Genomic DNA, 26375 nt, shown 5'->3' with positions numbered 1-26375 from the left:
TATTCCCACGTTTAACAACTTTTAGAGGAGACCCTCATAATGAGCAACGAAATTTCTCCCTTCACTTCCTTCGGGGTAACAAGTGGACTCGGACGAGCCATCCGTCTGCGTCGGCTTTTCGGTGTCACCGGCAGGGCCCTGGTGGTGGCGCTCGACCAGGCCGTTCCCCGCGGCGTCGCCCCGCAGCTGGCCGCCATCGAGAAAACGTACCAAGATGTAAAAGCCGGTAACCCCAACGCCGTTACGGTGACCCGCGGTGTCGGCGGCAGCCTTTTCGCGGGCGACCCGCAGCCCCTCCCGTGGATCCTCAAGGCGTCCTCTTTCTCAGTGGACTTCCACGCGACGATTGACGCCGCCATCGGTACCGTGGACGACGCCGTCAGATTGGGCGCCGACGCCGTCGCAGTCGGCATTAGCGCTGGCTCGAAGGTTCAACCACAGATGTTGGAGATGCTTGCCGCGACGGTGGGGCGCGCTGCCGAAGTCGGAATGCCCACCGTCTGCCATGCATACCCGAGTGGGGAACTTTGGGGCGAGCGCAAGAACAGCCCCGAATCCGTACTCTATGCAGCGCGTGCGGCAGCAGAGCTGGGGGTGGACATCGTGAAGACTTGGTACACGGGTTCCTCCGCGAGCTTCGCCGAGGTGGTCGCAGGCACGCCTGCCCTGGTAATGGTTGCCGGTGGTGCTAAAGCTGATACCGACCAGGAGGTGCTGGAGATGGCTGATTCTGTGATGCAGGCCGGGGCCGCCGGACTGACCTTCGGCCGCAACGTTTGGGGCGCCGAGAACCCAACTAAGATGATCAAGGCCCTCCGCGCTATCGTGCATGACGGGGCAACTGCAGGTTCGGCGGCCGAGAAGCTGGCCTAAACCATCATGGTGACACCACGACACTTTTTGGGTATCGACGTCGGCACCACGGCTACCAAAGCCGTCGTGCTGACGGATGCTGGCGAACCTGTCCGGAGAGTTCGCGCCGCCCATCCCGCAGAGTATCAGTTGCCTCCCGGACGCGTTGACCCAGGCTCGTGGTGGAAAAGTGTCCAGAAGGCGTGCCGCCAGCTGGATGCCGACCAGATTAACTTGTCTGCAATCGGACTCTCAGTGCACTCGCCTGTGGCCGTGCCAATGGGTGCTTCTGGCAAAGACCTGGCCGCTGGTTATCGCTATGAGGTCCCAAGACTGGCAGACACGGTGGCGAAACTGCGACCGCTCCTGACCGAGGAAGAGATTCACCGGTCAGGAAACCGGATCTCGCCGTCCACCTTTATCGCGGCAGCATACCTCCTTATGATGGAGCAGGAACCGGAGGCTGCCAAGGACGTGACGACGCTGGGTGCTGTGGGTACATACATCGGCCACCGCCTCACGGGCGAAAGAGCCATTGATCCTACGCAGGCCTCTTACTTCGGGCCCTTCGACACTGTGGGCGATTGGAGGTGGCAAGGAGATCTGATCCAGCGACTAGGCTTGCCTCTTGACATCTTTCCGCGGATCCAACCCTCCTCGAGCGTGCTTGGCCAACTCACGGTCGACGCGGCGCATGATCTAGGGCTGCGTCCCGGCACGCCGGTGGTCACCGGGGCCGGGGACACCGCCTGTGCTGCTTTTGCTGCAGACCTAGGCGAGGGTGAAACACGTCTCGTCACGCTGGGGACCACCCACGTCGTCACCGACCACCGGAACAACCCCGCACAGGACCACCAACACCTGCAGCGGGCCTATGTCCAACGTGACCAGTGGCTGCAGCACGGAGCGGCCAACGGGGGCCTGGCATTGTCAGTGGCAGCGAGGACCCTGGGCTACGGTAAGGGGGGACGCGCGGTCTCGGCCATGGTCGACCGAGCAATGGGCGCCGACGCTGAAACGATTGACTGCGCGCCAGTCTTTATCCCACACGTACGGCCTGAGAGGGCCCCCTTCTGGACAGAGAAATCTCGAGCCGGTTTCCTGGAACTCACCGCGGACGCGGACGAAACTTCGATGGCCTGGGCAGCGGTCGAGGGCGTGCTGTTTGCGGACAGGATGATTGCAGCTAGCTACCCGCAGGTGCCGCCCCCCCGGTTAATGCTGTCGGGAGACGTGAGCGGCAACGATCACTTCATGCAGCTGGCCGCCGATATATTTGCTACATCGTTCCTTCTGAATAGCGAATCCCATCTCCCAGCACTCGGTGCCGCGATGCTATCGGCCCAAGCCGTCGGCGACACAGTGCGTCTAAACCACTCCACGAGGCATGTGACCCCCCGGCAAAGCCTGGTCAGATTAATCACAAGCCGGTGGGAAAAGTTCTGCCGACTTCACGGTGGGGTACCGTAGCTACGCAGGAAATCTCGCTCAGGACTGTCGCTGGCGTGAATAGCTCATCCCTGCTCCATCACCGCCATAATGCCGGAGAAGGTTTCGCCTGCGTCTTCAGAAAGCTCGACGCCGTCCTGGGTAGCGACCCAGAGCCGCAGCTCTCCGTCCGTCTCTTGACCGGCAGCTGCCACCGGCTGGCCGGTCGTCCCACCAGTCTCCTCCCAGGTGGATCCGGCGTCGTCACTGAGGTGCACCTGCCCCTCAGGGGTGATGCCCACAGCGGTGTCGGTATCGATGAACGCGGTGACCAGCAGCACCGGACCTTCCTCAGCAAGCTCCCAGGTCAGACCTCCGTCCGTGGAACGCTGGACGCCCTGCTCGGTGGTAGCCAGCACTACCGGCCCCTCGGGGGCGGCGCTGAGGTGCGCCGGCTGCATCTGCGTCTCAACCTCCGTCCAGTCCTCGCCGTCGGGGGTGAACCGGAGCGCTGCGTCCATAGCGTCGAACCCGATGATTCCCTCCGAGGAGACGGCCATGGCGTGAAAGTCGGAGTCTCCCTGCAGGGAGATCTCCTGCCAGGTCTCGCCGCCGTCAGTGGATTCGATCAACCCCATGGGGTCAGGTTTTTCCGATCCTTGGCCGGGGTGGCCGGAGGCGTAGTAGTGGTCAGGCCCGGCCACGGCGAATCCCATGAAGTCTTTGGTGGGACTGATCTGCTGCGGCGACTCGTCAGCGAGATCGAACAGTCCGTAGTGGGTGGCCACCAAGAGTTCGTCAGTCGCGGGGTCCACGCCTAAGCCGTGGATATGGCCGAAGGCTGTCCCGACGTCGGCGCCGCCTTCGGCAACCTCCTGCTCCTGGGCTTCGCCGCCTCCGGCACACCCGGAGAGCAGAAGGATCGCCGCAGCGGCTGCTCCGGCCAAGGCGGATTTGCAGGGGGCACGGTCGACGTGGTGTGGGGTCATACGCTCTCTTCAGTGGTGGTCAGTCCAGGGCGGCCAGCAGCTCGGCACAGGCCTGCGCGCAGCGGCGGCACGCCTCGGCGCAGATGCCGCAGTGATCGTGGTGCTCCTGGTGCTGTCCGCACTCATCGGCACAGGTTTCGCAGGCGGTGCGGCAGGCTTCTAGCATGGCACGGGTGACTTCGGCATTGTTGCCGGTCTGCCGGGAGAGCACCGCCCCGGTGGCTGCGCAGATATCGGCACAGTCGAGGTTCTTGCGGATGCAGGAGGTCAGCTCGGCGACCATGTCCTCCGCAAGGCACGCGTCTGCGCAGGCGGTGCAGGTTTGGGCGCATTCGAAACAGGCCGCGATGCAGGCTGCGAGCTTGTCCCGGTCAAGGGAGCCGATCCCTTGGGGGTAGGCGTTCAACATTGAGGTGATGTGTGTCATCGCTGAGCTCCTCTCACTGGTACCGCTGGTGTGCGGCCCTCCACCTTCCACCTCGATGGTATGAGTCGCGGCAAGACGGGGTCAAGAGCTGCTCAGCCGAACCAGATGCTGATCTCCCGTTCGGCACTCTCCACCGAGTCGGAGCCGTGAACGAGGTTCTTCTGCACCTTTTCTCCCCAGTCGCGGCCCAGGTCGCCGCGGATGGTTCCCGGGGCTGCGCCGGTGGGGTCGGTGGCGCCTGCCAGGGAGCGGAACCCCTTGATGACCTCGTTGCCGGTCACCACGGCCGCCACCACGGGCCCGGAGAGCATGAAGTCGACCAGCGGCTGGTAGAAGGGCTTGCCCTCATGCTCGGCGTAGTGCGCAGCCAGCTGCTCCGCGCTGGCCTGCTGCTTGCGCAGCTCGGCGAAAGTATAACCTTTCGCTTCAATCCGGCGCAGGATCTCACCGGTCAGGCCTCGCTCCACGCCATCGGGCTTGATGAGCACCAGTGTGCGTTCGGTCATGATGGGTTCTCCTCCCTCCCCGCTTCCGCGGCAAGTTCTTCTTCTACTCGGTATCTTTCCATCTTTTCGACGTCTACCTGCGCACCCCGAGAGACGGCGTACCACCAGCACGCGGCGAAGCCCAGCCCTGGCAGCAGCGCCAGCGGCACAATGAGCCCTTCTGCGGTGATCAGAGCCACACTGACGAAGGTGGCGATGATCAGTCCCTGCATCACCCACCCGGCGGGATAGCCGAAGGGCCGGTGCAGCACTGCGCACAGGGCCACGCACAGCAGCGCCACCACGCAGGCCGCGGTGAAGATCCACCAGGCGTACCACTCGTTCTGGTTCAGCCCCCAGGCCGCCAGGCCGAAGAAGAACATCAGTGCAGCCTCCAGACACAGCACGGTGGAGGCGAAAAGGGCCTTCACCGAGCGGGGCGGCCGGACCTGCCCGGGTTCCCACTCGCGCTGCGAGCGTGTCTGCCAGGCCATTAAGTCTCCTCTCCTGCGGCCTCGGGGTCAGCGATACCGCGATCCACGGCCCCGAAGAGTGCGCGGGTTTCGGCGACTGCGGTGATCGAACCGGTGACGAGGATCCCGCCGGTCTCGGTGGCGCCGGCCTCATCCGTGTGGGCGACCGCCCAGCTGATTGCTTCATCCAGCCGCTCCGTGGTGTGGATTGCGGCCTCCGGGAAACCGGCGTCCAGGGCCAGCTCGGCCAGCTCGGCGGCGGGGATGGCCCGTGGCGAGGTGGAGGCGGTGAAGCAGACCGCGTCAGCGAGGTCGCTGTACTGCTCGAACAGCTCCCGCAGCATGGCCCGGACGTCCTTCTCCCGCAGGATGCTGACAACCAGGGTCAGCCCGGTGAGCCCGAAGCTCTCCTTCAGCGCCTGCGCACTGGCCTCGATTCCCGCCTGGTTGTGGGCGGCGTCGACGATGATGGCAGGAGCTGAGCGCAGCGTCTCCAACCGGCCCGGAGAGGTGATGTGCTCACATGCGGTGCGCAGATTCTCCACCGCCAGCTGCTGCTCCCCGCCGCCGATGAAGGCCTCCAGCGCCGCCACTGCCAGAGCGAAGTTCTCCGCCTGGTGGGCTCCCAGCAGCGGCAGCATCAGGTCCGGGTAGCGCCCGGCGAGCCCCTGAACGGTCACCTGCTGGCCACCCACCCCGGGGAGCCGGGACTCCACACCGAACTCGACGCCTTCGAAGCGGAAGGGCACCCCGGCCCGTTGGGCAGCCTCCAGCAACACATCGGCGGCGTCGCGCTCTTGGGCTGCGGAGATCAGGAACCCGCCGGGTTTGATGATTCCGGCCTTCTCCTCGGCAATCTCGTCGACCGAATCACCGAGCATCTCGGTGTGGTCGAGGCTGATCGGGCCGATGACCTGCACCGCAGCATCAGCCACATTGGTCGCATCCCAGGATCCGCCCAGACCGACTTCGAGGACCATCACATCGACGGGCTCATCGGCGAAAATCGCGAAGGCCAGCACAGTGAGCAGCTCAAAGAGGGTCAGCGGCCGCTCCCCCTGCTCAGCCAGCTGCGCGTCGATCAGCCCGATGTGCGGACGGATCTCATCCCAGATCCGCACGAATGTCTCGTCCGAGACAGGCTTACCGTCAATGGCGATGCGTTCGGTGACCTTGCCCATGTGCGGGGAGCTGTAGCGGCCGACCCGCAGGTCATGAGCCAGCAGGCCCGCCTCAATCATGCGGGCGGTGGAGGTCTTGCCGTTGGTGCCGCCGACGTGGATCACCGGCGCGGCCCGCTGCGGTTCTCCCAGGACGTCCATGGCCCGCTGCATGGGCTCCAGGCGGGGACGCATGTCCGATTCCGGGGCGCGGGAGAGCATCTCAGCGTAGATGCTCTCCACGGAGAACGCGTCGACGGGTTGGGCTGATTCAGGCATGGGACTCCTTGATGGCGACGACGCTGGCATGGGTGACCTCTGTCTGCTCCCCAGCCACCAGGTAGAGCTGCACGGTCAGCGTTTCGGCCTTCACCAGGTCCGCATGGGCCTCCACAGCCTCGATCACCTCCGGTGAAGCGGTCAGTGTGGTGGCGATGCGGTCTGAGACCTCCAGGTCTTCATCCTTGCGAGCGGCCTGGACGGTGCGGATGACGTCGCGTGCGGTGCCCTCGGCGATCAGCTCGTCGGTCAGCCGGGTGTCCAGTACCAGAAAGCCCTGACCCGCCCCAGCGTTCCGGTCCAGGACCGTGACCGCCTGGTCACCGAGTTCCTCCGACACGGTGGTGCTCAGCGTGTACTCCCCCTCCTGCAGGGCGAGCCCGCCAGCGGTGACCACCCCGTTGGAGACTGACCAATCGCCGGACTTGGCGCCGCGAATAGCGTGCTGGACCTCCTTGCCCAGCCGTGGGCCCGCCACGCGGGCGTTGACCACCAGCTGCTGACCGATTCCGAACTTCTCCGCCGGTGCCTGCTCGGCGTCAAGCAGCTCCACGTGTTTGATGTTCAGCTCATCAGCGATGATCTGCTCGTACGTTCCGGCCAGCGCCTGGGCGTTTGGCACCACCACGGTCAAGCTCGCCAGGGGTTGACGGACCCGGCGCTGGGCCTGCTTCCGCAGTGCGGACCCCGCGGAGGTCACTGCGCGGGTGAGGTCCATCAGCTCCACCGCCTGCTCATCGCGGACATAGCGGGCTGGGTCCGGCCAGTCTGCCAGATGGACGCTGCGACCACCGGTGAGTCCCCGCCACACCTCTTCAGAGATCAGCGGCAGCAGCGGCGCCGCCACCCGGGTGAAGGTCTCCAGCACGGTGTAGAGCACATCGTAGGCAGTGAAGTCCTCGTCGTAGAACCGCTGCCGGGACCGGCGGATGTACCAGTTGGTGAGCAGCTCGGCGAACCGGCGCAGCGCATCACACGCCCCCGAGACGTCGAATTCATCCAGCGCACCAGTGGCATCCCGCACCAGGTCACCAGTGGCAGCCAGGATGTAGTGATCCAGCGGAGTCAGCCGGGCGTCGTCGTTCTCCACCGGCTGAGCCTGATAGCCCTGACCGTGCCGGGCGGAGTTGGCGTAGAGGGCGAAGAAGTGCCAGGCGTTCCACATCGGCAGCAGCACCTGGCGGACGCCTTCGCGGATCCCGGCTTCGGTGACCACCAGGTTGCCCCCGCGCAGGATGGGCGAACTCATCAGGAACCACCGCATGGCGTCGGAGCCGTCCCGGTCGAAGACTTCGTTGACGTCCGGGTAGTTCTGCAGCGACTTCGACATTTTGTGGCCGTCGGAGCCCAGCACGATCCCGTGACTGATCACGTTGCTGAAGCCTGGCCGGTCGAACAGTGCGGTGGCCAGAATGTGCATGGTGTAGAACCAGCCGCGGGTCTGACCGATGTACTCCACGATGAAGTCCGCCGGGTTGTGGCCGTCGAACCAGTCGGCGTTGTCGAAGGGGTAGTGCACCTGGGCAAATGGCATGGAGCCGGAGTCGAACCAGACGTCGAGGACATCCTCCACCCGGCGCATGGTGGATTTCCCGGTGGGGTCATCGGGGTTCGGCCGGGTCAGCTGGTCGATCCAGGGCCGGTGCAGGTCCGGTTCACCTGCGGAATTGCGGGGGTAGTCGCCGAAGGCCTCTTTGAGCTCCTCGAGGGAGCCGTAGACCTCCGTGCGCGGGTAGTCAGGGTCATCCGAGACCCATACCGGGATGGGGCTGCCCCAGTATCGATTGCGCGAAATGGACCAGTCCCGTGCGTTCTCCAGCCACCGGCCGAACTGGCCGTGCTTGACGTTCTCCGGGATCCAGTTGATCTGGTCGTTGAGCTCCAGCATGCGCTCTTTGATTTGGGTGACAGCCACATACCAGGAGGTCACCGCCTTGTAGATCAGTGGGCTGCGGCAGCGCCAGCAGTGCGGGTAGGAGTGCACATAGGACTGTTCGCGCACCAGCCGCCGGTCTGCTTTGAGCCGGTTGATGATCACACGGTTGGCCTCGAAGACCTGCAGCCCGGCGATGTCAGCCAGCGGAGCGTCTCCGCGCGGGGTGGGCTCGGCGAACATCGGCAGGAATTGGGCGGCGGCGTCGACTGAGAGGATCACCGGGATGCCGGCCTCCTCGGAGGACCGCTGGTCCTCCTCACCGTAGGCGGAGGCCTGGTGGACCAAGCCGGTGCCGTCAGTGGTGGTGATGTAGTCCTCCACCAATACCCGCCAGGCGTGCTGAGTCCCCCAGGCTTCGGCGTCGGTGTAGTAGTGCCACAGGGGCTCGTACTCGATTCCGGCGAGGTCCTTGCCCTGGTAGCGGCCCACCACGGCTGCCTGGGCGGCTTCAGCCGCGGAGACGCCGTCGTGCTCGGTGAAGCCCAAGTCCCCCGCGTAGGCGCCCACCAGTTCAGCAGCCACCATGTGCCGGCCAGGCAGCGGACCATCGGCCGGAGCCTCAACCACCGCATATTCGACATTCGGGCCCACGGCCACGGAGAAGTTGGTCGGCAGCGTCCAGGGGGTGGTGGTCCAGGCCAGCAGGTTCACGCCCTTGAGCTGCTCACCCAGCTTGCCGCCGCCGGTGATGGGGAACGTGATAGTCACCGAGGGGTCCTGCCGGTCCTTGTAGACCTCGTCATCCATGCGCAGCTCATGGTTGGACAGCGGAGTCTCGTCCTTCCAGCAGTAGGGCAGCACGCGGAAGCCCTGGTAGGTCAGGCCCTTCTGGTGCAGCTGCTGGAAGGCCCAGATGACCGATTCCATGAACTCCACGTTCAGCGTCTTGTAGTCGTTTTCGAAGTCCACCCAGCGGGCCTGCCGGTTCACGTAGGCGGCCCACTCATTGGTGAACTTCAGGACATTGGCGCGGCAGGCATCATTGAAATGCTCAATACCCATGGCCTCGATCTCCGCCTTGTCCGCGATGCCGAGGTCCTGCATGGCGGAGAGCTCAGCGGGCAGCCCGTGGGTGTCCCAGCCGAAGCGGCGTTCCACCCGTTTGCCGCGCATGGTCTGGTACCGCGGCACGAGGTCCTTGACGTAGCCGGTGAGCAGGTGGCCGTAGTGCGGCAGACCGTTGGCGAAGGGCGGACCGTCGTAGAAGACGAACTCGTTGTCCTCCGGGCGGTTCTCCACTGAGGCTTGGAACGTGCCGTCGGCGTCCCAGTACTTCAGGATGCGCTGCTCAATCTCCGGGAAACGCACAGCGGTGTGCACCTTGGGCTGGGCGTCCGAGGTGGCGCGCGGGTAGATGGGAGAGGTGTTCTCAGTCATGAAGGCATCCTGATGCATCGCTGTGGCCGGTTCTGCAAGGACGCCTGGAGCGGGAGGGGACCCCCGGCCGCGTGCGCGGTACCACCTTGCTTGCCGAAACCCCGGTGCTGTCCAAGGATTCGAGCCGCTTCATGACTGCTGTGACGGGCTTACCCGTCCGGGTCTACTGTGGAGAGGCTGATGCCAGATTCTCCAGTTCTTCCGGAAGCTCACCGGTGATGGCCGGGTCAAAGCTGCTGCCTCGGATTCTACGCGAAACCCGCACGCCGTCCCAATCGCGCTCAGTGGCCGAAAATGCCGAGTCAATGCGGCTGCAGGGTGAGATCTGCCGGCATATTCGGCCAGTGAAACGCCCAGGCGGACCTCCAGCCTGACTCAAGCCTGGGAGCCTACCGTAAGTGGAATGAACATTGACCTGATACCCGACTCGCTCGCCACGGAGGCTCTGCTGCTGGCGAGCGCGTTCGTCCTCTCCGGTGTGGTGGGTCTGGAACGTGAGCTGGGCCAGAAATCCGCCGGGGCGCGCACCCACATTCTGGTCGGGCTGGGCTCGGCGCTGTTCACCCTGGTCTCGGCCTACGGCTTTTCACATCTGCTGGGCGGCGACGTCATCCTGGACCCCTCCCGCATTGCCGCGCAGATCGTCTCCGGGATCGGTTTCATCGGCGCCGGGGTGATCTTTGTGCGCCAGAACATCGTCTCGGGGCTGACCACGGCGGGATCGATCTGGGTCACTGCCGCGGTGGGCATGGCCTGCGGGGCGGGCATGCCGCTGATTGCTGCCTTGACGGTGGCGTTCTACCTGCTGGCAGTGACAGTCGTGACCCGCTTAGCGCGACGCATCCCTAAACGTGGGCGTACCCATCGGTTCCAAGTGCGGTACCGGGACGGGCAGGGCATCCTGCGCGATGTGCTCACCACCGCCTCCAGCCTGGGTTACGAGGTGGGTCTAAACCACACCCGCCGGAAGGAGACCAGCGAAGGTGCGGTGGTCGACGCGCAGCTGAGCTTCTCGCGTTCCCAGTACCTCTCCCCCGACCACCTGCACCGCCGGCTCAGCGAATTGGACGGCGTTCTGGAGGTCCGCTCCGCCGAGGCCGAGCACGAGTGAGGCTCAGCCTCACTATCCGCAGGGCTTCCACCACTTTCCGCCGGGGGCAAAGCACCGAGGGCCGGTGTAGGTCGTCGGTGCGTCCTTATGAAAATGACCCGGAGGGCCCGTCTCTGGTCCCGGAGGAGCAGGACTCGGCGGTGCCTGGTTATTGGGTGCCGGCGGTGGCGGAGGGTTGGCCGGCGGTCGGGGTGGCGCGGGAGCATCTGCCGGGTCGGGCTGCGGGACTGCCGGTGCGTCACGCCCGCGGTCTGCTTCTCGGTTCGCGGCCTCCTGCCGTTCCTGCTCAGCCCGTTCAGCCTCAGCCTGCGCAGCGGCCGCACGCTCAGCCTCCTGCCGTTCGAGCTCTTCCCGTTCAGCCTCGGCCCGTTCAGCCTCGACCCGGGCCGCCTCACGTTCGGCTTCCTCCCGCTCGCGCTCTACTCGCTCCGCTTCTCGGATCTGCTCAATCTGCACAGTGGTGCGTTCCTCAAGCTCCGACATTTCGCTCATGGTCTGATCGAGTCGCTGACGGTGGTCGTCCAAGTCGTCTCGGAACGCCCGGCCCACCGCTGAGGTCGGGTGGGCTTCGAGACCGTCGAAGCTCTCATTGAGCACAACTGCAGCAGCGGCCACCACAGCCACAGCAGCCAGGACCTCCTCCAATGCGGCCTCTTCTTCAGGTGGTGCCGTTGGGACCGCAGCCGCTTGCTGCTCAAATGCCACAATAGCCGCCGGGATCGTGCATTCAATCTCGTCACTGAACAGGCCTACGCCCTCGGCTCGTGCCTCATCCTCGGCCTGCTGCACCTCGTGAAGAAAGCGCCGGTTCGGAGCGTAGTAGACAGCGGCGCCGAATCCGGCGCGGGCGATCTCAGCGTTGACCAGACTGCCATCGGCGAATACTCCGGCAAGCACCCGGCCGTATCGATCCCGCTGATCAACATCGAACTCGAGCTCGATCTCCTCCCCGGGAGTGAGCCGATCCTCCAGAAACGCGGTCGCCTCGGGCCCCAGACATTCCATCCCGCGTTGCGGGTGTTTCGTCTCCGGAGTGTCGATGTTCAGGAGCCTGACACGCTCCACTTCACCATCGAGGCGTACATCGACCGTGTCACCATCGACGACACGGACCACCGTGGTCGGCTCCGGTTGGGTACTCGCCCAAACGAATCCTGTGGTGATGGCCAACCGGGCACGAGCGAGTCACCCGAGGTGGTGGGCTCAAGCGGTGGTGGGCTCAGGCGGTGCCGGCCTCGGCCAGCTGCAGTTCCGAGACCACGATCTCCGGGGCGGCGTCGTCGGCGCTCTCCAGCTGAAGGACCTGTGACTTGGTGGCTGCCTGCAGATCCCGCAGTGCTGAGCGGACCGACTCCATCTCCTGCTGCGAACCCGTGATCCGCGCCGAGAGGATCTCCGTGCGCTGCTTGACGTTGGCCTCGGCCTTGGCCCGGCGCAGGCTGGTCAGCCCGGCGGCCACGGCGTCCAGCACGGCAGGGGAACCTGCCACGGCGTCCAGCTCGGCGGGCTGGGGCCAGCTCACGGCGTGCACCGATCCGCGGCGCCACCAGCGCCACACTTCGTCAGTGGCGAACGGCAGCACGGGGGCGAACAGACGCAGCAGCTTGTCCAGCGCTGTGGCCAGGGTGGCCCGCACTGAGGCCTGGGCCTGCTCTCCCTGTGCCCCATACGCCCGGTCTTTGACCAGTTCCACGTAGTCATCGGTGAAGGACCAGAAGAAGCTCTCGGTCAGGCTCAGCGCACGGGCGTAGTCATAGTCGTCAAAGTGCTCGGTGGCCTGCTGCACCACAGTGCGCAACTTCGCCAACAGCGCCTGGTCCAGCGGTTCGGTGATCACGCTGGAATCGGTGCCGGGTCCGACGATGTGCTCCTCGGTCACCCCCATGCCGAAGGCGAACTTGGAGGCGTTGAGCAGCTTGATGGCCAGCCGGCGGCCGATCTTCATCTGGCTGATTTCGTACGCGGTGTCCGCCCCCAGCCTGGCCGAGGCGGCCCAATACCGCACAGCGTCCGCGCCGAACTGCTCCAGCGGTTCGTTGGGGACCACCACATTTCCCTTGGACTTGGACATCTTCTTCCGGTCCGGATCCAGAATCCAGCCGGAGATGGCGGTGTTGGTCCACGGCACCGTCTGATGCAGAGTGTTGGCGCGCACCACGCTGGAGAACAGCCACGTGCGGATAATGTCATGGCCCTGAGGGCGCAGGTCGAACGGGAAAACCCGCTCAAACAGGTCCGGGTCCCGCTCCCATTTGCCGGCAATCTGGGGAGTCAGGGACGACGTCGCCCAGGTGTCAAAGACATCCGGCTCACCCATGAATCCGCCGGGCTCGCCGCGCTGAGACTCGGTGTAACCCGGTGCCGGTTCGGCGGCCGGGTCTACGGGAAGCTGGTGCTCCTCGGGCAGGATCGGGTGGTCGTAGTCGGGCTCCCCCGCGCTGCTGAGCGGGTACCACACCGGGATCGGCACCCCGAAGAACCGCTGGCGGGAGATCAGCCAGTCTCCGTTGAGGCCCTCCACCCAGTTTTCGTACCGCGAGCGCATGAAACCGGGGTTCCAGGTGATCTTGCGGCCGCGCTCAATCAGCTGCTCCCGCCGCTGGGCGTCCCGGCCGCCGTTGCGGATGTACCACTGGCGTGAGGTGACCACTTCCAGGGGCTTGTCACCCTTTTCGTAGAAGTGCACCGCGTGGGTGATCTTCTCCGGCTCTGCACGCAGCAGCCCGCCGGATTGCAGCAGCTCTATGGCGGCCTCCTTGGCCGAGTGGACGGTCTTGCCGGCCAGCTGCTGGTAGTTCTCCCGCCCCCGGGTGGTGGTGATCCACTCCGGGGTCTCTGCCGAGAGCCGGCCGTCACGGCCGATGACCGCACGTGTGGGCAGGTTCAGTTCCCGCCACCAGGTCACGTCCGTCATGTCACCGAAGGTGCAGATCATGGCGATCCCCGAGCCCTTCTCCGGGTCCGCCAGCGGATGCGCCCGAACCGGGACTTCCACATCAAACAGCGGGGAGGTGACGGTGCTTCCGAAGAGCCCCTGGTAGCGCTCGTCGTCGGGGTGGGCCACCAGCGCCACACAGGAGGGAAGCAGCTCGGGCCTGGTGGTGGCGATGGTGACTTCGTTGCCGGCGTCGTCGGTGAAGGGGTAGCGGTAATAGGCGCTGGGGCGCTCCTTGGCCTCCAGCTCCGCTTGGGCCACAGCGGTGCGGAACGTGACGTCCCACAGGGTCGGTGCCTCGGCGGTGTACGCGTTGCCGGAGTGCACATCCCTGATGAACGCCCGCTGTGAGGCAGTCCGGGAGTCATCGTCAATGGTGCGGTAGGTCTGGCGCCAATCCACTGAGAGGCCCAGGGTGGTGAACAGGTCCTCGAAGACTTTCTCGTCCTCGACAGTGAGGGTCTCGCACAGCTCGATGAAGTTGCGCCGGGAGATCATGTCCCAGTCGCGCTGATTCTTGGCCGGCTTCTCCGGAGGCGTGTAGTTCGGGTCGTACGGCTGGGAGGGGTCGCACCGGACGCCGTAGTAGTTCTGCACGCGCCGCTCGGTGGGCAGACCGTTGTCATCCCAGCCCAGCGGGTAGAAGACCTTCTTGCCGCGCATGCGCTTGTAGCGGGCCACCACATCGGTGTGGGTGTAGGAGAACATGTGGCCGACATGCAGTGACCCGGAAGCCGTGGGCGGCGGGGTGTCGATGGAGTACACCTCGTCGCGGGGGGCGCGATCGTCGAAGTGGAAGATTTCCTCCTGGGACCAGGCTGCGCTGAGCTTGGTCTCCAGCCCTTCGAGTGCGGGCTTCTCGGGGACTTCAGGGGTCTTGTATGCGGGCGTGTCTGTGCCCTTTATGTTCTCAGCCATGGGGCCATTGTGCCACGCATGCTCAGGCTCACCGGTCCGTCTCACATGTCGGAAACAGCATCCTCCGCTCCGAGCCTTCTGGCTAGGGTGTTCTTATGAACATCGAATCAGCCCCCCGCCGCGCCCTTGTCACCGGAGCCTCCTCGGGGATCGGCGCGGCCACCGCACTGCGCCTGACCTCTGAGGGGTGGCGGGTCTTCGCTGCTGCTCGTCGGGCAGAGAAGCTGGAGCACCTGGCCGAACAGGAGGGCATCATCCCGGTGGTCTGCGACGTCACTGACCCTGACCAGGTCGCTTCCCTGCTGGAGGCGGTCAGCGAAGACGGTGGGATCGACACTCTGATCAACAATGCTGGCGGCGCCCTCGGGGTGGAATCAGTCGCTGAGGGCCGGGCAGAGGACTGGCGGTGGATGTACGAGGTCAACGTGCTGGGGACCCTGAACGTCACCCAGGCGTTCCTGCCCATGCTGCGGGCCCACGGAGAAGGCACAGTCCTGAACCTGACCTCGACCGCAGGCACAGTGGCCTACGAGGGCGGGGCCGGGTACAACGCGGCAAAGTTCGGGCAGCATTCGCTGACCGGGGTGCTGCGCCTGGAGGAGGCCGAGCACAATCTGAGAGTCATTGAGGTCCTGCCGGGCATGGTGCGGACCGAGGAGTTCGCTGCCAAACGGCTGCGGGGCGACGCCGCGGCGGCGGACAAGGTCTACGCCGGGGTGAAGAAACCGCTGGTGGCCGAGGACGTGGCAGAGGTGATCGCCCGTGCGGTCACCCTGCCGCACCATGTGAACCTGGACCAGATTGTCATCCGCCCGGTGGCGCAGGCTGCTCAGCACAAGGTCATTCGCACCGGCTGAGCGGGTCCTGCCCGTGTGCGCGCTGTGTGGCGTGGCATAGTGCTCATCCTGGCAGAGCAACGGAATCGGTGCAGAGCGTCCGCCCCTGCCTGTGGATAACGCAGGCTGCTGCAACATTCAGTGGGACACTGGCCGCTTGTCTGCCCCTGAGTCCCCACGAATGTTGCGTCTGTGCCTCAGGAGCGGCCTGTTGTGGGACATCCGATGGGATATATGGTCGATGTCCGGGGAGGTGTCCCATCGAATGTTGCGTCTCGGATGTTGCGTCACCAGGCTTCCGCGGTGCGCACATGCCACCACGAGATACGCCGCCGGGTTCTAGGGCGGAGCTCTCCCCCAGCGCCCCGGGGCAGCGCTGACGATGCCGATGTGGGCTGAGGTTGATGATGGAGCTCCCCCAGGGCCCGGCGCAGCGCACCACCCGAACTGGGGCGCCCCCCATGGGGGCACCGCCCAGGCTCAGCTGAACTGAGGGCGTTCGGTGCGGGAGCGCTTGAGCTCGAAGAAGTAGGGGTACTCCGCCATCGCTACCGCGCCGTCGAAGATTTTGCCTGCGGTCTCCCCGGTGGGGACCCGTGTGATGACCGGCCCGAAGAAAGCAGTACCAGCGATGGCCAGGATCGGGGTGCCCACATCCTGCCCGACCTGTGAGATGCCGGACTCATGTGAGGTGCGCATGGCGTCGTCGTAGGTGTCGGTCTTCGCCTCATCCACCAGGGACTCGTCCAGGCCGATCTCCGCCAGCGCCCGGCGGGAGGCCGCTTCGAAGTCGCGGTGACCGTTGACATGAATGTCGTGCCCAATCGCGCTGTAGAAGTCACCAATCTTCTCCGGCGCGGTCTGCGCCACTGCAGTGGAGGTCCGAGCCGGGATCCAGCGCGCCAGCACATCCTCGTCCTCCGTAGGGGCGGGGTTCTTCTGCTCATTGAGCACGCCCAGGCTCATCACATGCCACTGCACCTCGATGTCACGGACTTTCTCCACTTCGAGGATCCAGCGGGAGGTCGCATAGGCGAAGGGGCAGATGGGGTCGAACCAGAAGTCCACACGCTCGGCCATTTGAGGTCCTTTCAGTCAGCTTACAGGGGTTCCTCCCATGCCAACCGGACACCGGTCCCAGTCATTCCGCTACAGCGGGGCGTCGGGCGGTGCCGGCACGTCGAGACCCAGCAGGGCGTTCTCGGTGACCTCCATCAGGGCCGGGTGGATCCAGTACTGGCCGCGGGCTGCCGTGTAGGCATCCTGGCCGAAGCTCATGGCGTGGATGATGGGCTGGATCAGGTTCGAGGAGTGGTAGCCCATGGCGTGTGCGCCCAGGATCTGCCCGTTGCGGGAATCAGCGATCACCTTCATGATCCCGTACTGGTCCTCCATGGCCCAGCCATAGGCGGTGTCGGCGTAGCGCTGTGTCTTCACCGTCAGGTGCTCGGCCCCGACCTGCTGCGCCGCTTGGTCCTCGGTGAGCCCGACGTGGGCGATCTCCGGGTGAGAGAAGATCGCGGCGGGGATGACCTCATGCCGGACTCGCCGCAGGTGCTGCGGGTGCTCCAGATTGTGCGCCGCGACCCGCGCCTCGTGGTTGGCCACGTGCTTGAGCATGGGCGGTGAGGAGATGTCCCCGATGGCGTAGACGCCCTCGACCGGCGCGCCATCCTGCTGCACGCGCAGGTACTCATCGACCGCGATCCTCCCGTCCGGGTGAATGTCCAGGCCTGCCTCGGCCGCACCGACGGCGTCGCTGTTGGGCACCCGTCCGATGGCCAGGAGCACCACATCAGCAGTGATCTCTTCGATACGGCCGTCACTGGTCACCAGCTGCGCTACTGCCCTGCCGTGGGCATCTTCGACGACGCCGGCCAAGGTCCGTTGGTAGTGGACCGTCCAGTTCGCCTCCGCCTGGGCGGAGTAGGCGGCAGCAATCTCGGCATCGAGCTGGTTCATCAGCCCGACGCTGCGATTGACTTGGATGACCTCGGATCCGAGTCCGGAGAAAATGCCGGCGAACTCGCAGGCGATGTATCCGCCGCCGACAATGAGGATCTTCTCCGGCAGCTGCGGAATCCGCATGATGGTCTCCGAGGTGTGCACCTGGGGCAGCCCGGTGCCCGGGACCTCAGGAATCACCGGGCGGGAGCCAGCGGCGATCACCATCTGCTCGGCGGAGGCTTCCGCACCGGAGGCGGTGCGGAACGATCGGGGGCCAGTGAGGGTGACTCGTTCCGAGATCAGATCCACATGCTCCAGCCGCTCGCGGTACTCGCGGCCTGCCTCGGAGATCGCGTCAATCCGGCCGAAGATCCGGTCCCGGATGCGTGGCCAGTCGGCCTGCGCCTCGCAGAGTTCCACCCCCAGACGGGCGGCCTCCTCCGGTGAGCGTGCCAGCGCCGCGGGGCGGACGTACATCTTGGTAGGGATGCACCCGACGTTGAGGCAGGTTCCGCCGAAAGCACCGGTGTGCGGGATGCCCTGGTCAGCCAAGACCACCCGCTTATCATCCCAATAAGGCGTGATCAGCGAATTCCCGGAGCCGGACCCAATGATGGCCAGGTCATAGGGAGTGCCGGGCCTCACGAGGTGAGACTCTTGGCGGGGACCAGCTGCTTGAGGATCTCATCGAAGCTCTTCGCCATATCCCGCACCTGGTCGCCCGGCCACTGGTGGACCGGGTAGGCCGCACCCTGGATCTGCTGCCAATGCGGGTTTTCCTCCAGCACCGGAAGCAGGAGCTTGTCCGAGTAGAGGCGCTCCATCTCCAGCAGCCGGTACTCATGTTCGGCCGAGTCGGCCCGCGCCCTGTTCACCACCACCCCTGCCTGGGTGAGCTGGGGGGCGAACTCATTGGAGAACATCCGGATGGCGCGCATGGTGCGTTCGGTGCCGGCTACGGAGAACAGGGAGGGCTCAGCGACCAGCAGCACCTGGTGGGCTGCCGCCCAGGCGATCCTGGTCAGCCCGGACAGTGACGGCGGGCAATCCACGAGCACCAGGTCATACCCGCTGACTCTGCTCAGCAGGGTCTTCAGCCGTTTCATGTCTCGGGGACGAATGTCTGGGCGGTCAAAGGTGGCGGAGAGCGCTGAGCCGACCACGACGTCGAGCACAGCGGTCTTCTGCTGCTTGGCATCCATCAGATCCACCCAGCCGGAGCGGACCACGTGGTCTGAGATGCTGGCCTTGCGCGACTCCTTCAGCAGCTGGGCCGCCTCCCGGCCGGCGCCGCGCGAGACGTTCAGGCCTGTGGTGGCATCGGCGTGCGGATCCAGGTCGATGACCAGGGTCCTGACGCCCCCGTGGAGGGCCGCCGACGCCAAACCCATGGTGACCGAGGTCTTGCCGACCCCGCCTTTCAGACTGGAGACACTGAGAATCTGCACGGGTCCATCCTAATGCTGGAGGGGCAGCACAGCAGAACCTGTGCGCTGCGGTCGGGGGAAGCCTCGATCAGGAGGCCTGCTGGCGCTTGGCGCGCAACTGTGACAGCTCATCCATGGCCGGTGGGGTGGCGGCCGGGGCTGCCTCCGCGCTCTCAGCGGCTTCGCTGCGTTCCCTGGGCAGCTCTGCAAGGCTGCCTTCGACCTCACGCCAGACTCGGCCCACGGCGATTCCGAAGACGCCCTGGCCACCTTGGACCAGGTCGATGACTTCGTCCGTGGAGGTGCATTCGTACACGCTGGCACCGTCAGACATCAGGGTGATTTCTGCGAGATCCTCGACCCCGCGCTCGCGCAGGTGCTCGATCGCCGCGCGGATCTGCTGCAGTGACACCCCGGTGTCCAGCAGCCGCTTGACCACCTTCAGCACCAGCACGTCCCGGAAGGAGTAGAGCCGGGCCGACCCGGACCCGGAGGCGTTGCGCAGAGAGGGCTCGACCAACTTAGTCCGCGCCCAGTAGTCCAGCTGGCGGTAGGTGATGCCGGCGGCCGAACACGCTACCGGGCCGCGGTAGCCCATGTCCTCATCCAGGTCAGGAAGTCCGTCGTCAAACAGGGTGTCCTGAGCCGTGGGGCGGGAGTGCTGGCGGGTGCGCGGTAGTTCAGCGCGTTGGTCCTTCACTCAGGCACCTCTCTGGTGGTGTGCGTCACGTAGCTGCGGATGATAGTGCCAGTCTATCCGCGCCACGTCGGGATGTGGTGACAGGTGCACTCCGGCTCGGCGTGTCTCATGACCTGTCAAAGTCTTCGGGGTCAGCCTCAGAGAGGAACTTCTGAAACTCGCGGATCTCATCCTCGGAGATGGGGCCGCGGCCGGCGAGCTGCTGGGCCTCGGGGCTGGCCCCCGGTGACGGCTCGCTGGACGAGGAACGGTAGCGGGGAGTCACAGAGACCGCCTCCAAGGTGGTCCGAGCCATGCTGATCGGACACTGAGCCCGCACGGCCACCGCGATGGCGTCGGAGGCGCGGGCGTCGATGGTGGTGCCGCTGTTGAGCCGGAGCGAGCCGGCGTAGGTGCTGCTGTCCAGGAGCCTGATCTCCACCCCGCCGATCCCGCGGCCCCAGCTCTCCAGCACAGTGGTGAGCAGATCATGAGTCATGGGGCGCGGTGGCACCTCCCCCTGCAAGGCCCGGGCGACGGCGGCCGCTTCGGCAGGTCCCACCACCACGGCCACGTGGAGGTTCTCAGTCCCCGGATCTACCCCGCGCAGGATGAGCACAGGCTGATTGCTGGGCAGTTCCACCCGAACACCCACCACCTCGAGCTGCACCTGCGGGTCCTCCATACTTCCAGTGTATGCCGGAACGGCGGAGGGATGGACCCCCTACGGGCCCCTCGGAGGGCTACCGGCGGTCGATTCGCTCCACAGCGGCGTCCATGATGGAGGCGCGCAGATCCTTCAGGCACTGCAGCATCTCTTTGGAGGATTCGGCGACCCGGGCCCGTGCCGCGGCGTCCTTCCGGGCCGCATGCGGGGCCATGGCCCGTCCGATGAGGTCAAGCTCCGCATCTGCGGAACGGCGCAGCGTCACCAGGTGCTTGGGCTCCAGGCCGTAACGAGCCAGGACCCGGACGGCTTTGACTGCTTTGAGATCGTGATGGCTGTAGTTGCCCTGAACGTCGGCGCTGATGATGCGGAACTTCTCCAGAGTGTCCAGCATGCCCCGGGTGGCACCGGAGAGGGCGCGCAGCTCTTTGCGGCTCATCGGGCGGCTGCGCCCGGTGATCTGGGCGGCGAGTTCCCCGGTGACCTCCTTGGGACCCACCGGTGCTGACTCCGGCAGCGCCTCCGGCTGCTCGCCGACGTCGATGGCGTCCATCGTCTGTTTGATGACATCCAGGGGCATATAGCGGTCCCGCTGCAGCGCCAAAATAAAACGCAGGCGTTCGACGTCGGATGCCGAGTATTTGCGGTAGCCGGATTGGGTTCTGGCCGGCTCCACCAGGTCCCGCTCTTCGAGGAACCTCAGCTTCGATGCTGAGAGGTCCGGAAACTCGCGCTGGAGTTCACGCAGCACTTCCGAAATGGTGAAGACATGGGTATCTGCGGGCCCGGCCTTCGCCGCCGGTTTAGGCTGACGAGCAGGTGTTGCACTCACGGGCGCATCCTCTTTCAGGTTCAGGGGAAGGAAAGAAGTCAGCCTCAGAATATCGTGCGAGTCGCCGAAGATCAGTCATTTGTCACTCCCCGGAGGGTTCAGCTGCCTCCGGAGTAGAAAGTCAGGCGGAACTTCCCGACCTGAACCTCGTCATTGGTGCACAGCCGGTAGCGGTCCACCCGGTCGTTATTGACGTAGGTGCCGTTGAGACTTCCCAAATCCAGTACCTCGAACCCGCCCTGCCCCCGGACGATCCGCACATGCCGCCGCGAGACGGTGACATCGTCGAGGAAGATGTCAGCTTCGGGGTGCCGTCCTACGGTGATCTCATCCTTGTCCAGCAGGAATCGTGCACCTTGGTTGGCTCCGGTGTGCGCGATCAGCAGCGCAGAACTCTTCGGCAGGGCACTGATGGCGGCAATGTCCTGCTCCGAGAGGTGAGCTTCCAGGGGACCCAAGTTGGCCGGCGGCAGAGCCACCGAGGTGGTCTCCGACGCGCTCTCTGGGACGGGCTGCTGCTTCTTGTGCTGCTCAGTCACCTGGCCCTCCTCTCTGTGCATGTGGGGTGCGACTGCACCTGTGATGGCCGACGGACCGCCCGCAGGGTCAGGTCCGAAGTGAGGATAACAACTATATAACAGCTGGGGCGGTTCAGCCCACCTGCTGGGTGTAGTCCTCGGCGCTGAGCAGGCTGTCAGTCTCGGAGGCGTCGGAGAGTTTGACCTCGAAGAGCCATCCCTCGCCGTAAGGGTCGGAGTTGATGGTCTGGGGCTGATCATCCAGCGTGGAATTGACCGCAGTGACCTCTCCGGTGACCGGAGCGTAGATGTCGGAGACCGATTTGGTGGACTCCACCTCGCCGACGACGTCGCCGGCTGAGACAGCGGCACCCACTTCGGGGTGCTCCACGTAAACCACTTCACCGAGCGCATCCTGAGCGAAGTCCGTGATTCCGATGCGAACGACACCCTCGGCGTCTGCTGCGCCAATCCATTCGTGCTCGGCGCTGTACTTCAGATCTGCGGGAATGTTGCTCATCAGGGCGCTCCTTCTCATCACGGGAAATGGTTCCGAGTACAACTTAGCACCCCTGCGGCAGAGCCCGGGGTCAGTCGGCGGCGGTTCTCTCCCGGTCGCGTTTGCGGTCCTCGGCCGCCAGGCGAGTCAGCTCCGCACCGGCCTCTTCATCACGGGTGAGGTTCTCGCCCGTGGAGGGATCGAACAGGTGGATGCGCCGGGTGTCGACCCACAGGTCCGCGGAGTCACCACCGCGGACCCGAGAGGTGGCGTCGAGCGCGACCACCAGCTGTGTGCGCAGGTCATCGGCATCCATGTCATGTGCCAGGTTCTGCAGGGTGTCGACCACACGGGGGTCGTTCTCATAGCTGATGTAGCCGTACTGCTCGTTGCCCAGCCATTCCACGTGGGTCAGCTCTGCCCGGACGATCGACCCTCGGCCCCGCTTGCTCTCATCCACCGTGGAGGCCTCGGCGAAGAACTCGGGGCGGATGCCTGCCAGCACAATGTCCCTGCCTTTGCCGGCGGCGGCCAGCTCCTCGGGCAGCTCGATGGAGCCCAGCGGCGTGTTCAGGCTCATGGATCCGACCGGACCATCCTCCACGGTGCCGGGCAGGAAGTTCATCGAGGGCGCGCCGATGAACCCTGCCACGAAGAGGTTCGCAGGCTGTTCGTACAGTTCTCGGGGCGAGGCGATCTGCTGCAACAGCCCCTTCTTCAGCACTGCGACGCGGTCACCGAGCGTCATCGCCTCCGTCTGGTCGTGGGTGACATACACACTGGTGGTGTTGAGCCTGCGCTGCAGCTGAGAGATCTCGGCGCGCATCTGTCCGCGCAGCTTGGCATCGAGGTTGCTCAGCGGCTCGTCAAAGAGGAACGCGTTGGCGTCCCGGACGATGGCTCTTCCCATCGCCACGCGTTGGCGCTGACCGCCGGAGAGGTTGGCAGGTTTGCGCTCCAGGTGCTCCGTGAGCTCCAACATCCCGGCGGCCTTTTGGACCTTCTCCTTGACTTCGGAATCGCTGAACTGGCCTTTGGCCAGCCGCATCGGGAAGGCGATGTTCTCAAAGACGGTCAGGTGGGGATAGAGCGCATAGTTCTGGAAGACCATCGCCAGGTTGCGCTCACGCGGCGGCTTGTCATTGACGCGTTCCCCGTTGATGAGCATCTCACCGGAGGTGATGTCCTCCAGGCCGACGATCATGCGCAGCAAGGTGGACTTTCCGCAGCCGGAGGGGCCGACGAGGATCACGAACTCCCCGTCCTCGATATCTATGGAGATGTCGTTGACCGCTGGGAAGCCGTCGTCGTACTCCTTGACGATATTCTTCATCGTGATCGATGCCATGAGACGTTTCCTTTCCTTGGCCTTTGAAAGCCCTAGCCCTTGACCGCGCCCTGGGTCAGGCCGGAGACGATTCGCCGCTGGAACAGCAGCACTAGTACGACGACGGGGATAGTTACCACGATCGCCGCGGCCGAAATTGCCCCGGTGGGTTCTTCGAACTGGCTGGCGCCCTGGAAGAACGCCAGCGCTGCCGGGACCGGCCGCGCAGCTTCGGTGGAGGTCAGTGAGATTCCGTAGACGAAGTCATTCCAGGCGATGAAGAAGGCGAGGATGGCGGTGGTGAAGACCCCGGGTGCGGCCAGCGGGACGATCGCCTTGCGGAAGGCCTGCCACTGGGTGGCGCCGTCCACCTGGGCCGCCTGCTCCAATTCCCAGGGGATCTGCCGGAAGAACGCGGACAGTGTCCAAATGGAGATCGGCAGGGTCAGCGACAGGTAGGGGATGATCAGACCCGGCCAGGTGTCATACAGCCCGATGGTCCGCCATAGGTTGAACAGCGGGGTTACCACAGAGATGACGGGGAAGATGGAGACTGCCAGGGCTGCACCGAGAATAATGCGTTTGCCGGGGAAGTTCAGCCGGGCGATGGCGTAGGCGCACAGGGTCGCCAGCACCACGGCCACGAAGGTCGCGATCAGGGTGATGCCGATGCTGTTGCGCAGTGAGGTCAGGAACAGTTCCTGGGCCCCGCCGACGAAGATCATCTCGTAGTGGGTCAGCGTCCAGTTCCTCGGCCAGAAGGACGGGTTCCCCAGGTCTGCCTGCGTTTTGAAACTGTTGGCGAAGATCGCCGCCACCGGGAAGAGGGCGTAGACCAGAACGACGACGGAGACGACCGCCCAGCCCAGTTTCTGCCGGCCGGTGAGGCCCTTGGAGCCTGCCATCACTTCCCCCCTTGTTTCTTGCCGCCGGACGAATCAGTGCCGCTGGCGAGGTCCACTCTGAATCCTTTGACGGCCAGCAGGCACAGCAGCAGCACGCAGATGAACAGCACCACGGAGACCGCGGAGCCCAGGCCGATCTCCAGTCGGGAGATCGACTGGCGGTAGGCCAGCAGGGCCAGCACTTCGGTATTGGCGTCACCACCGGTCATGATGAACACGTTGTCGAAGATGCGGAAGGCGTCCAGGGCGCGGAAGAGGACGGCGACCATGATGGCTGCCTTCATGTTCGGGATGATCACGCGGGTGAACTGCTGGACCTTGGTGGCCCCGTCCACCCGGGCCGCTTCCACGAGTTCGTCGGGGACCTGAGCGAGACCTGCCAGCAGCAGCAGCGCGATGAAGGGTGTGGTCTTCCAGATCTCCGAGGCCATGATGACGGTGATCGCGGTGCCGAAGTTGGAGAACCAGTCGAGGTCGCTGTCGATGCCCGGGACCCAGCTGAACCAGTTGTTGACGAAGCCGGAGTTGATGTCGAACATGTAGTACCAGGCGAACGCGGACACTACCGTGATGATGCCGTAGGGCACCAGGATCGCGGTGCGCAGCGCTCCGCGCAGCGACTTCAGCGCCCGGTGCATCACCAGCGCCAGGGCGAAGCCCAGGACCAGCTCTACCGCGACTGTCACGACGGTGATCAGCAGGGTGACGCCGAAGATCCGCCAGAACAGTCCGTCGGAGAACAGCAGAATGTAGTTGTCGAGAAAGACGAACGAGCGTTCGTCGGGAGCGGTGAGCCGGAACGAGAAGAGCGAGTCGAAGGTGGCTTGGGCAATGGGGTAGGCAGTCACCGCCAGCATCACGAAGAACGCCGGACCGGCCAGCAGCCAGCCGAGGCGGATCTCGGCTTTGGTGCGGTCGGATCTGCGCGGCTTCTTGGAGGAGCGGCGTTGCTTGCGTGTGCTTTCAGCGGTGGCGGTCACAGCAGACGCTCCCCTCGCAGGACTTCCATGATGTAGGAGTCAGTTCGCGCTGGCGTGGTGTCCTCATCGACTCCGGAGAGTGGAGTGAACCGACCCTGGATGGATTCAGATATTTCGTTGTAGAACGGGGTCTGCGGACGCGGAGCGGCCATGTCGAGCGACTCACGGATGACATCAGCCATCGGGAACTCCTCCTCCACCGTGGGGTCGTCAAATGCGGATTCCGAAGAGGGCGGATTGCCGTTGGTCACAAAGTATTCGGCCTGGTTCTCCGGAGTGACGATGCATTCGATGGCCTCGTAGGCCAGCTCCGGGTGCTCGGATTCGGCGCCGACTCCGAGGTTGATCCCGCCCAGCGGGGGCGCCGTAGGAGTGTCGGCATCCACCCGTGGGTAGAGGGTCCAGCCGATGTCGTCGGGAATGTCGGCATCGATGCTGCCCTCATCCGCGGCACCGAGGGTGGCTGGCCACACAAAGGGCCAGTTGACCATGAAGGAGCCGTTCTCACGCTGGAACAGCAACATGGACTGGTTCTCATCCATGGAGGCGACACCGGGCCCGCCGAGGCCCTCCTGGCCGATGCGCGACATGATGCTTGCGGCCCGAGCCCCGGCCTCGGAGTCGAGGTTGGTCTCCAGCTCGTCTGCTGACGCTGAGGGGTCGACGAGGATGGACTCGTCCTGCGACTCCACCAGCGCATTGACCCATACGGTCATGGACTCAGCCCGGATGCCTTGGACACCCAGATATTTGTCCTGCTCGGCAGCGACGTCCATGATTTCGTCCCAGGTGACTGGTTCGTCCATATCGAGCCCAGCCTCCTCCACCACGGATTCGCGGTACCAGAGGAGCTGGGTGTTCGCCCAGAACGGCACGGTGACCAGCTCGTCGCCCCACATGGCTCCGGCCAGGGCGCCCTCCAGGGTGTCCTCGGTGGTGCGCTCTGCCACGTCTTCCGGCACCGGCGCCAGGAAGCCGGGGGTGGCGAGTTCGGGGATGAAGGGCGGGTCAATGCTCATAATGTCCAGCGAGGAGTCGCCTGCGGCGAGCCTGCGGGCGAGTTGTTCGCGCTGGGCGGGAGCGTCCATGGGCAGCAGGGAGGTTTGGATGCGGTAGGCGCCGTCGGCCTCCTCGGTGCACTTTTCCGCCAGTGCCTCCTGCCCGCCGTCGTCGGGGTTGATGTACCAGGTCAGCGTGGGGACTTCGTCCTGACCCCCGCAGCCTGATAGGAGCAGAACCGCTGCGGCCGCGGCCGCCCCTGCTGATCGTGCTTTCACCAGTACTACACCTCCTGATCGAGGTGACACGTGTCACGTCCCTGGACTGAACAGTAGTCTTAGTTGCAGGTTAACGGAAGCCCCACGTCATCACGTTTCCGACACGGCCGT

The 26375-nt window shown here is 65.0% G+C and carries 24 protein-coding genes; 4 read left to right on the top strand and 20 right to left on the bottom strand.

Annotated features, from left to right (window positions below; genetic code table 11):
- Nucleotides 1–39 precede the first annotated feature (39 nt).
- Together FEF27_RS04995 and FEF27_RS04990 are read left to right on the top strand one after the other, a co-directional pair.
- Nucleotides 40–873: a class I fructose-bisphosphate aldolase gene (locus FEF27_RS04995; protein ID WP_138169744.1), complete on the top strand. Its 834-nt coding sequence runs from the start codon at nt 40–42 to the stop codon at nt 871–873.
- 6 nt (nt 874–879) lie between these two features.
- Entirely contained in the window at nt 880–2322 is a 1443-nt protein-coding gene (locus FEF27_RS04990; protein ID WP_138169743.1) for a xylulokinase, read from the top strand.
- Nucleotides 2323–2366: 44 nt separating this feature from the next.
- Here the strand turns inward: FEF27_RS04990 and FEF27_RS04985 are convergent, their stop codons facing one another.
- The 6 genes from FEF27_RS04985 to ileS all read right to left on the bottom strand — a co-directional run bounded on the left by FEF27_RS04985 (nt 2367) and on the right by ileS (nt 9406).
- On the bottom strand, nt 2367–3269 hold the full coding sequence (locus FEF27_RS04985) for a F510_1955 family glycosylhydrolase (protein ID WP_138169742.1): 903 nt from the start codon (nt 3267–3269) through the stop codon (nt 2367–2369).
- A 19-nt stretch (nt 3270–3288) separates the two neighbouring features.
- Nucleotides 3289–3696, bottom strand: a complete 408-nt coding sequence (locus FEF27_RS04980) for a four-helix bundle copper-binding protein (protein WP_138169741.1) — start codon at nt 3694–3696, stop codon at nt 3289–3291.
- A 92-nt stretch (nt 3697–3788) separates the two neighbouring features.
- A complete protein-coding gene (ndk, locus tag FEF27_RS04975) occupies nt 3789–4202 on the bottom strand; it encodes a nucleoside-diphosphate kinase (protein WP_138169740.1) in 414 nt (137 codons plus the stop codon).
- Complete coding sequence (locus tag FEF27_RS04970) at nt 4199–4675, bottom strand: DUF4233 domain-containing protein (protein ID WP_138169739.1); 477 nt, start codon at nt 4673–4675, stop codon at nt 4199–4201. Before FEF27_RS04970 ends, ndk begins: the two co-directional genes overlap by 4 nt.
- Complete coding sequence (locus tag FEF27_RS04965; protein WP_138169738.1) at nt 4675–6093, bottom strand: bifunctional folylpolyglutamate synthase/dihydrofolate synthase; 1419 nt, start codon at nt 6091–6093, stop codon at nt 4675–4677. Before FEF27_RS04965 ends, FEF27_RS04970 begins: the two co-directional genes overlap by 1 nt.
- Nucleotides 6086–9406: an isoleucine--tRNA ligase gene (gene ileS / locus FEF27_RS04960; protein ID WP_279526780.1), complete on the bottom strand. Its 3321-nt coding sequence runs from the start codon at nt 9404–9406 to the stop codon at nt 6086–6088. The genes FEF27_RS04965 and ileS overlap by 8 nt, the downstream gene beginning before the upstream one ends.
- A 403-nt stretch (nt 9407–9809) precedes the next feature.
- On the opposite strand from ileS, the gene FEF27_RS04955 reads away from it, so the two are divergent.
- A complete protein-coding gene (locus FEF27_RS04955; RefSeq protein ID WP_138169736.1) occupies nt 9810–10517 on the top strand; it encodes an MgtC/SapB family protein in 708 nt (235 codons plus the stop codon).
- Between the two features lie 12 nt (nt 10518–10529).
- Here FEF27_RS04955 and FEF27_RS04950 read toward each other — a convergent pair whose 3' ends face one another.
- Together FEF27_RS04950 and valS are read right to left on the bottom strand one after the other, a co-directional pair.
- Entirely contained in the window at nt 10530–11633 is a 1104-nt protein-coding gene (locus tag FEF27_RS04950; protein ID WP_166429914.1) for a thermonuclease family protein, read from the bottom strand.
- Nucleotides 11634–11736: 103 nt separating this feature from the next.
- Nucleotides 11737–14370 carry a valine--tRNA ligase gene (gene valS, locus FEF27_RS04945; protein WP_138169734.1) on the bottom strand — a complete coding sequence of 878 codons (2634 nt, stop codon included), beginning with the start codon at nt 14368–14370 and terminating at the stop codon, nt 11737–11739.
- Between the two features lie 95 nt (nt 14371–14465).
- Here valS and FEF27_RS04940 point away from each other — a divergent pair, with 95 nt between their 5' ends.
- Entirely contained in the window at nt 14466–15227 is a 762-nt protein-coding gene (locus tag FEF27_RS04940; protein WP_138169733.1) for an SDR family oxidoreductase, read from the top strand.
- Between the two features lie 459 nt (nt 15228–15686).
- Here the strand turns inward: FEF27_RS04940 and FEF27_RS04935 are convergent, their stop codons facing one another.
- The 12 genes from FEF27_RS04935 to FEF27_RS04880 form a co-directional block, all read right to left on the bottom strand.
- Nucleotides 15687–16286, bottom strand: coding sequence for a mycothiol-dependent nitroreductase Rv2466c family protein (locus tag FEF27_RS04935; RefSeq protein WP_138169732.1), 600 nt, complete (start codon nt 16284–16286; stop codon nt 15687–15689).
- A 69-nt stretch (nt 16287–16355) separates the two neighbouring features.
- The gene (locus FEF27_RS04930; protein ID WP_138169731.1) at nt 16356–17798 is read right to left on the bottom strand and encodes a mycothione reductase; all 1443 of its coding nucleotides are present in this window, start codon (nt 17796–17798) and stop codon (nt 16356–16358) included.
- The gene (locus FEF27_RS04925; RefSeq protein ID WP_138169730.1) at nt 17795–18601 is read right to left on the bottom strand and encodes a ParA family protein; all 807 of its coding nucleotides are present in this window, start codon (nt 18599–18601) and stop codon (nt 17795–17797) included. Before FEF27_RS04925 ends, FEF27_RS04930 begins: the two co-directional genes overlap by 4 nt.
- A gap of 67 nt (nt 18602–18668) precedes the next feature.
- A complete protein-coding gene (locus FEF27_RS04920) occupies nt 18669–19280 on the bottom strand; it encodes a MerR family transcriptional regulator (RefSeq protein ID WP_424991668.1) in 612 nt (203 codons plus the stop codon).
- Nucleotides 19281–19386: 106 nt separating this feature from the next.
- On the bottom strand, nt 19387–19944 hold the full coding sequence (locus FEF27_RS04915) for a bifunctional nuclease family protein (RefSeq protein ID WP_138169729.1): 558 nt from the start codon (nt 19942–19944) through the stop codon (nt 19387–19389).
- 58 nt (nt 19945–20002) lie between these two features.
- Complete coding sequence (ftsR, locus tag FEF27_RS04910; protein ID WP_138169728.1) at nt 20003–20758, bottom strand: transcriptional regulator FtsR; 756 nt, start codon at nt 20756–20758, stop codon at nt 20003–20005.
- A 98-nt stretch (nt 20759–20856) separates the two neighbouring features.
- Nucleotides 20857–21297: an FHA domain-containing protein gene (locus tag FEF27_RS04905; RefSeq protein ID WP_243729098.1), complete on the bottom strand. Its 441-nt coding sequence runs from the start codon at nt 21295–21297 to the stop codon at nt 20857–20859.
- Between the two features lie 112 nt (nt 21298–21409).
- A complete protein-coding gene (gene gcvH, locus FEF27_RS04900; RefSeq protein WP_138169726.1) occupies nt 21410–21796 on the bottom strand; it encodes a glycine cleavage system protein GcvH in 387 nt (128 codons plus the stop codon).
- A gap of 70 nt (nt 21797–21866) precedes the next feature.
- Nucleotides 21867–23123: an ABC transporter ATP-binding protein gene (locus FEF27_RS04895; RefSeq protein WP_138169725.1), complete on the bottom strand. Its 1257-nt coding sequence runs from the start codon at nt 23121–23123 to the stop codon at nt 21867–21869.
- Nucleotides 23124–23155: 32 nt separating this feature from the next.
- Complete coding sequence (locus tag FEF27_RS04890; protein ID WP_138169724.1) at nt 23156–24007, bottom strand: carbohydrate ABC transporter permease; 852 nt, start codon at nt 24005–24007, stop codon at nt 23156–23158.
- Nucleotides 24007–24987: a carbohydrate ABC transporter permease gene (locus FEF27_RS04885; protein ID WP_243729097.1), complete on the bottom strand. Its 981-nt coding sequence runs from the start codon at nt 24985–24987 to the stop codon at nt 24007–24009. The genes FEF27_RS04890 and FEF27_RS04885 overlap by 1 nt, the downstream gene beginning before the upstream one ends.
- A complete protein-coding gene (locus FEF27_RS04880) occupies nt 24984–26267 on the bottom strand; it encodes an extracellular solute-binding protein (RefSeq protein ID WP_208009692.1) in 1284 nt (427 codons plus the stop codon). Before FEF27_RS04880 ends, FEF27_RS04885 begins: the two co-directional genes overlap by 4 nt.
- Nucleotides 26268–26375: the final 108 nt, after the last annotated feature.

This window comes from Nesterenkonia sphaerica, assembly GCF_005771565.1.
Classification (GTDB): domain Bacteria; phylum Actinomycetota; class Actinomycetes; order Actinomycetales; family Micrococcaceae; genus Nesterenkonia; species Nesterenkonia sphaerica.
Note: the sequence above shows the minus strand (reverse complement) of the source record. Positions and strands in the feature narration are given on the sequence as shown.

Bases quoted from the DNA above. Each gene is read 5' to 3' on its own strand.
- FEF27_RS04980 (WP_138169741.1), bottom strand. From the start codon at position 3,696: ATGACACACATCACCTCAATGTTGAACGCCTACCCCCAAGGGATCGGC.
- FEF27_RS04970 (WP_138169739.1), bottom strand. From the start codon at position 4,675: ATGGCCTGGCAGACACGCTCGCAGCGCGAGTGGGAACCCGGGCAGGTC.
- ileS (WP_279526780.1), bottom strand. From the start codon at position 9,406: ATGACTGAGAACACCTCTCCCATCTACCCGCGCGCCACCTCGGACGCC.
- gcvH (WP_138169726.1), bottom strand. From the start codon at position 21,796: ATGAGCAACATTCCCGCAGATCTGAAGTACAGCGCCGAGCACGAATGG.
- FEF27_RS04965 (WP_138169738.1), bottom strand. From the start codon at position 6,093: ATGCCTGAATCAGCCCAACCCGTCGACGCGTTCTCCGTGGAGAGCATC.
- FEF27_RS04890 (WP_138169724.1), bottom strand. From the start codon at position 24,007: ATGGCAGGCTCCAAGGGCCTCACCGGCCGGCAGAAACTGGGCTGGGCG.
- FEF27_RS04940 (WP_138169733.1), top strand. From the start codon at position 14,466: ATGAACATCGAATCAGCCCCCCGCCGCGCCCTTGTCACCGGAGCCTCC.
- FEF27_RS04915 (WP_138169729.1), bottom strand. From the start codon at position 19,944: ATGGAGGACCCGCAGGTGCAGCTCGAGGTGGTGGGTGTTCGGGTGGAA.
- FEF27_RS04985 (WP_138169742.1), bottom strand. From the start codon at position 3,269: ATGACCCCACACCACGTCGACCGTGCCCCCTGCAAATCCGCCTTGGCC.
- FEF27_RS04990 (WP_138169743.1), top strand. From the start codon at position 880: ATGGTGACACCACGACACTTTTTGGGTATCGACGTCGGCACCACGGCT.
- FEF27_RS04955 (WP_138169736.1), top strand. From the start codon at position 9,810: ATGAACATTGACCTGATACCCGACTCGCTCGCCACGGAGGCTCTGCTG.
- FEF27_RS04995 (WP_138169744.1), top strand. From the start codon at position 40: ATGAGCAACGAAATTTCTCCCTTCACTTCCTTCGGGGTAACAAGTGGA.
- FEF27_RS04935 (WP_138169732.1), bottom strand. From the start codon at position 16,286: ATGGCCGAGCGTGTGGACTTCTGGTTCGACCCCATCTGCCCCTTCGCC.
- ndk (WP_138169740.1), bottom strand. From the start codon at position 4,202: ATGACCGAACGCACACTGGTGCTCATCAAGCCCGATGGCGTGGAGCGA.
- valS (WP_138169734.1), bottom strand. From the start codon at position 14,370: ATGGCTGAGAACATAAAGGGCACAGACACGCCCGCATACAAGACCCCT.
- FEF27_RS04895 (WP_138169725.1), bottom strand. From the start codon at position 23,123: ATGGCATCGATCACGATGAAGAATATCGTCAAGGAGTACGACGACGGC.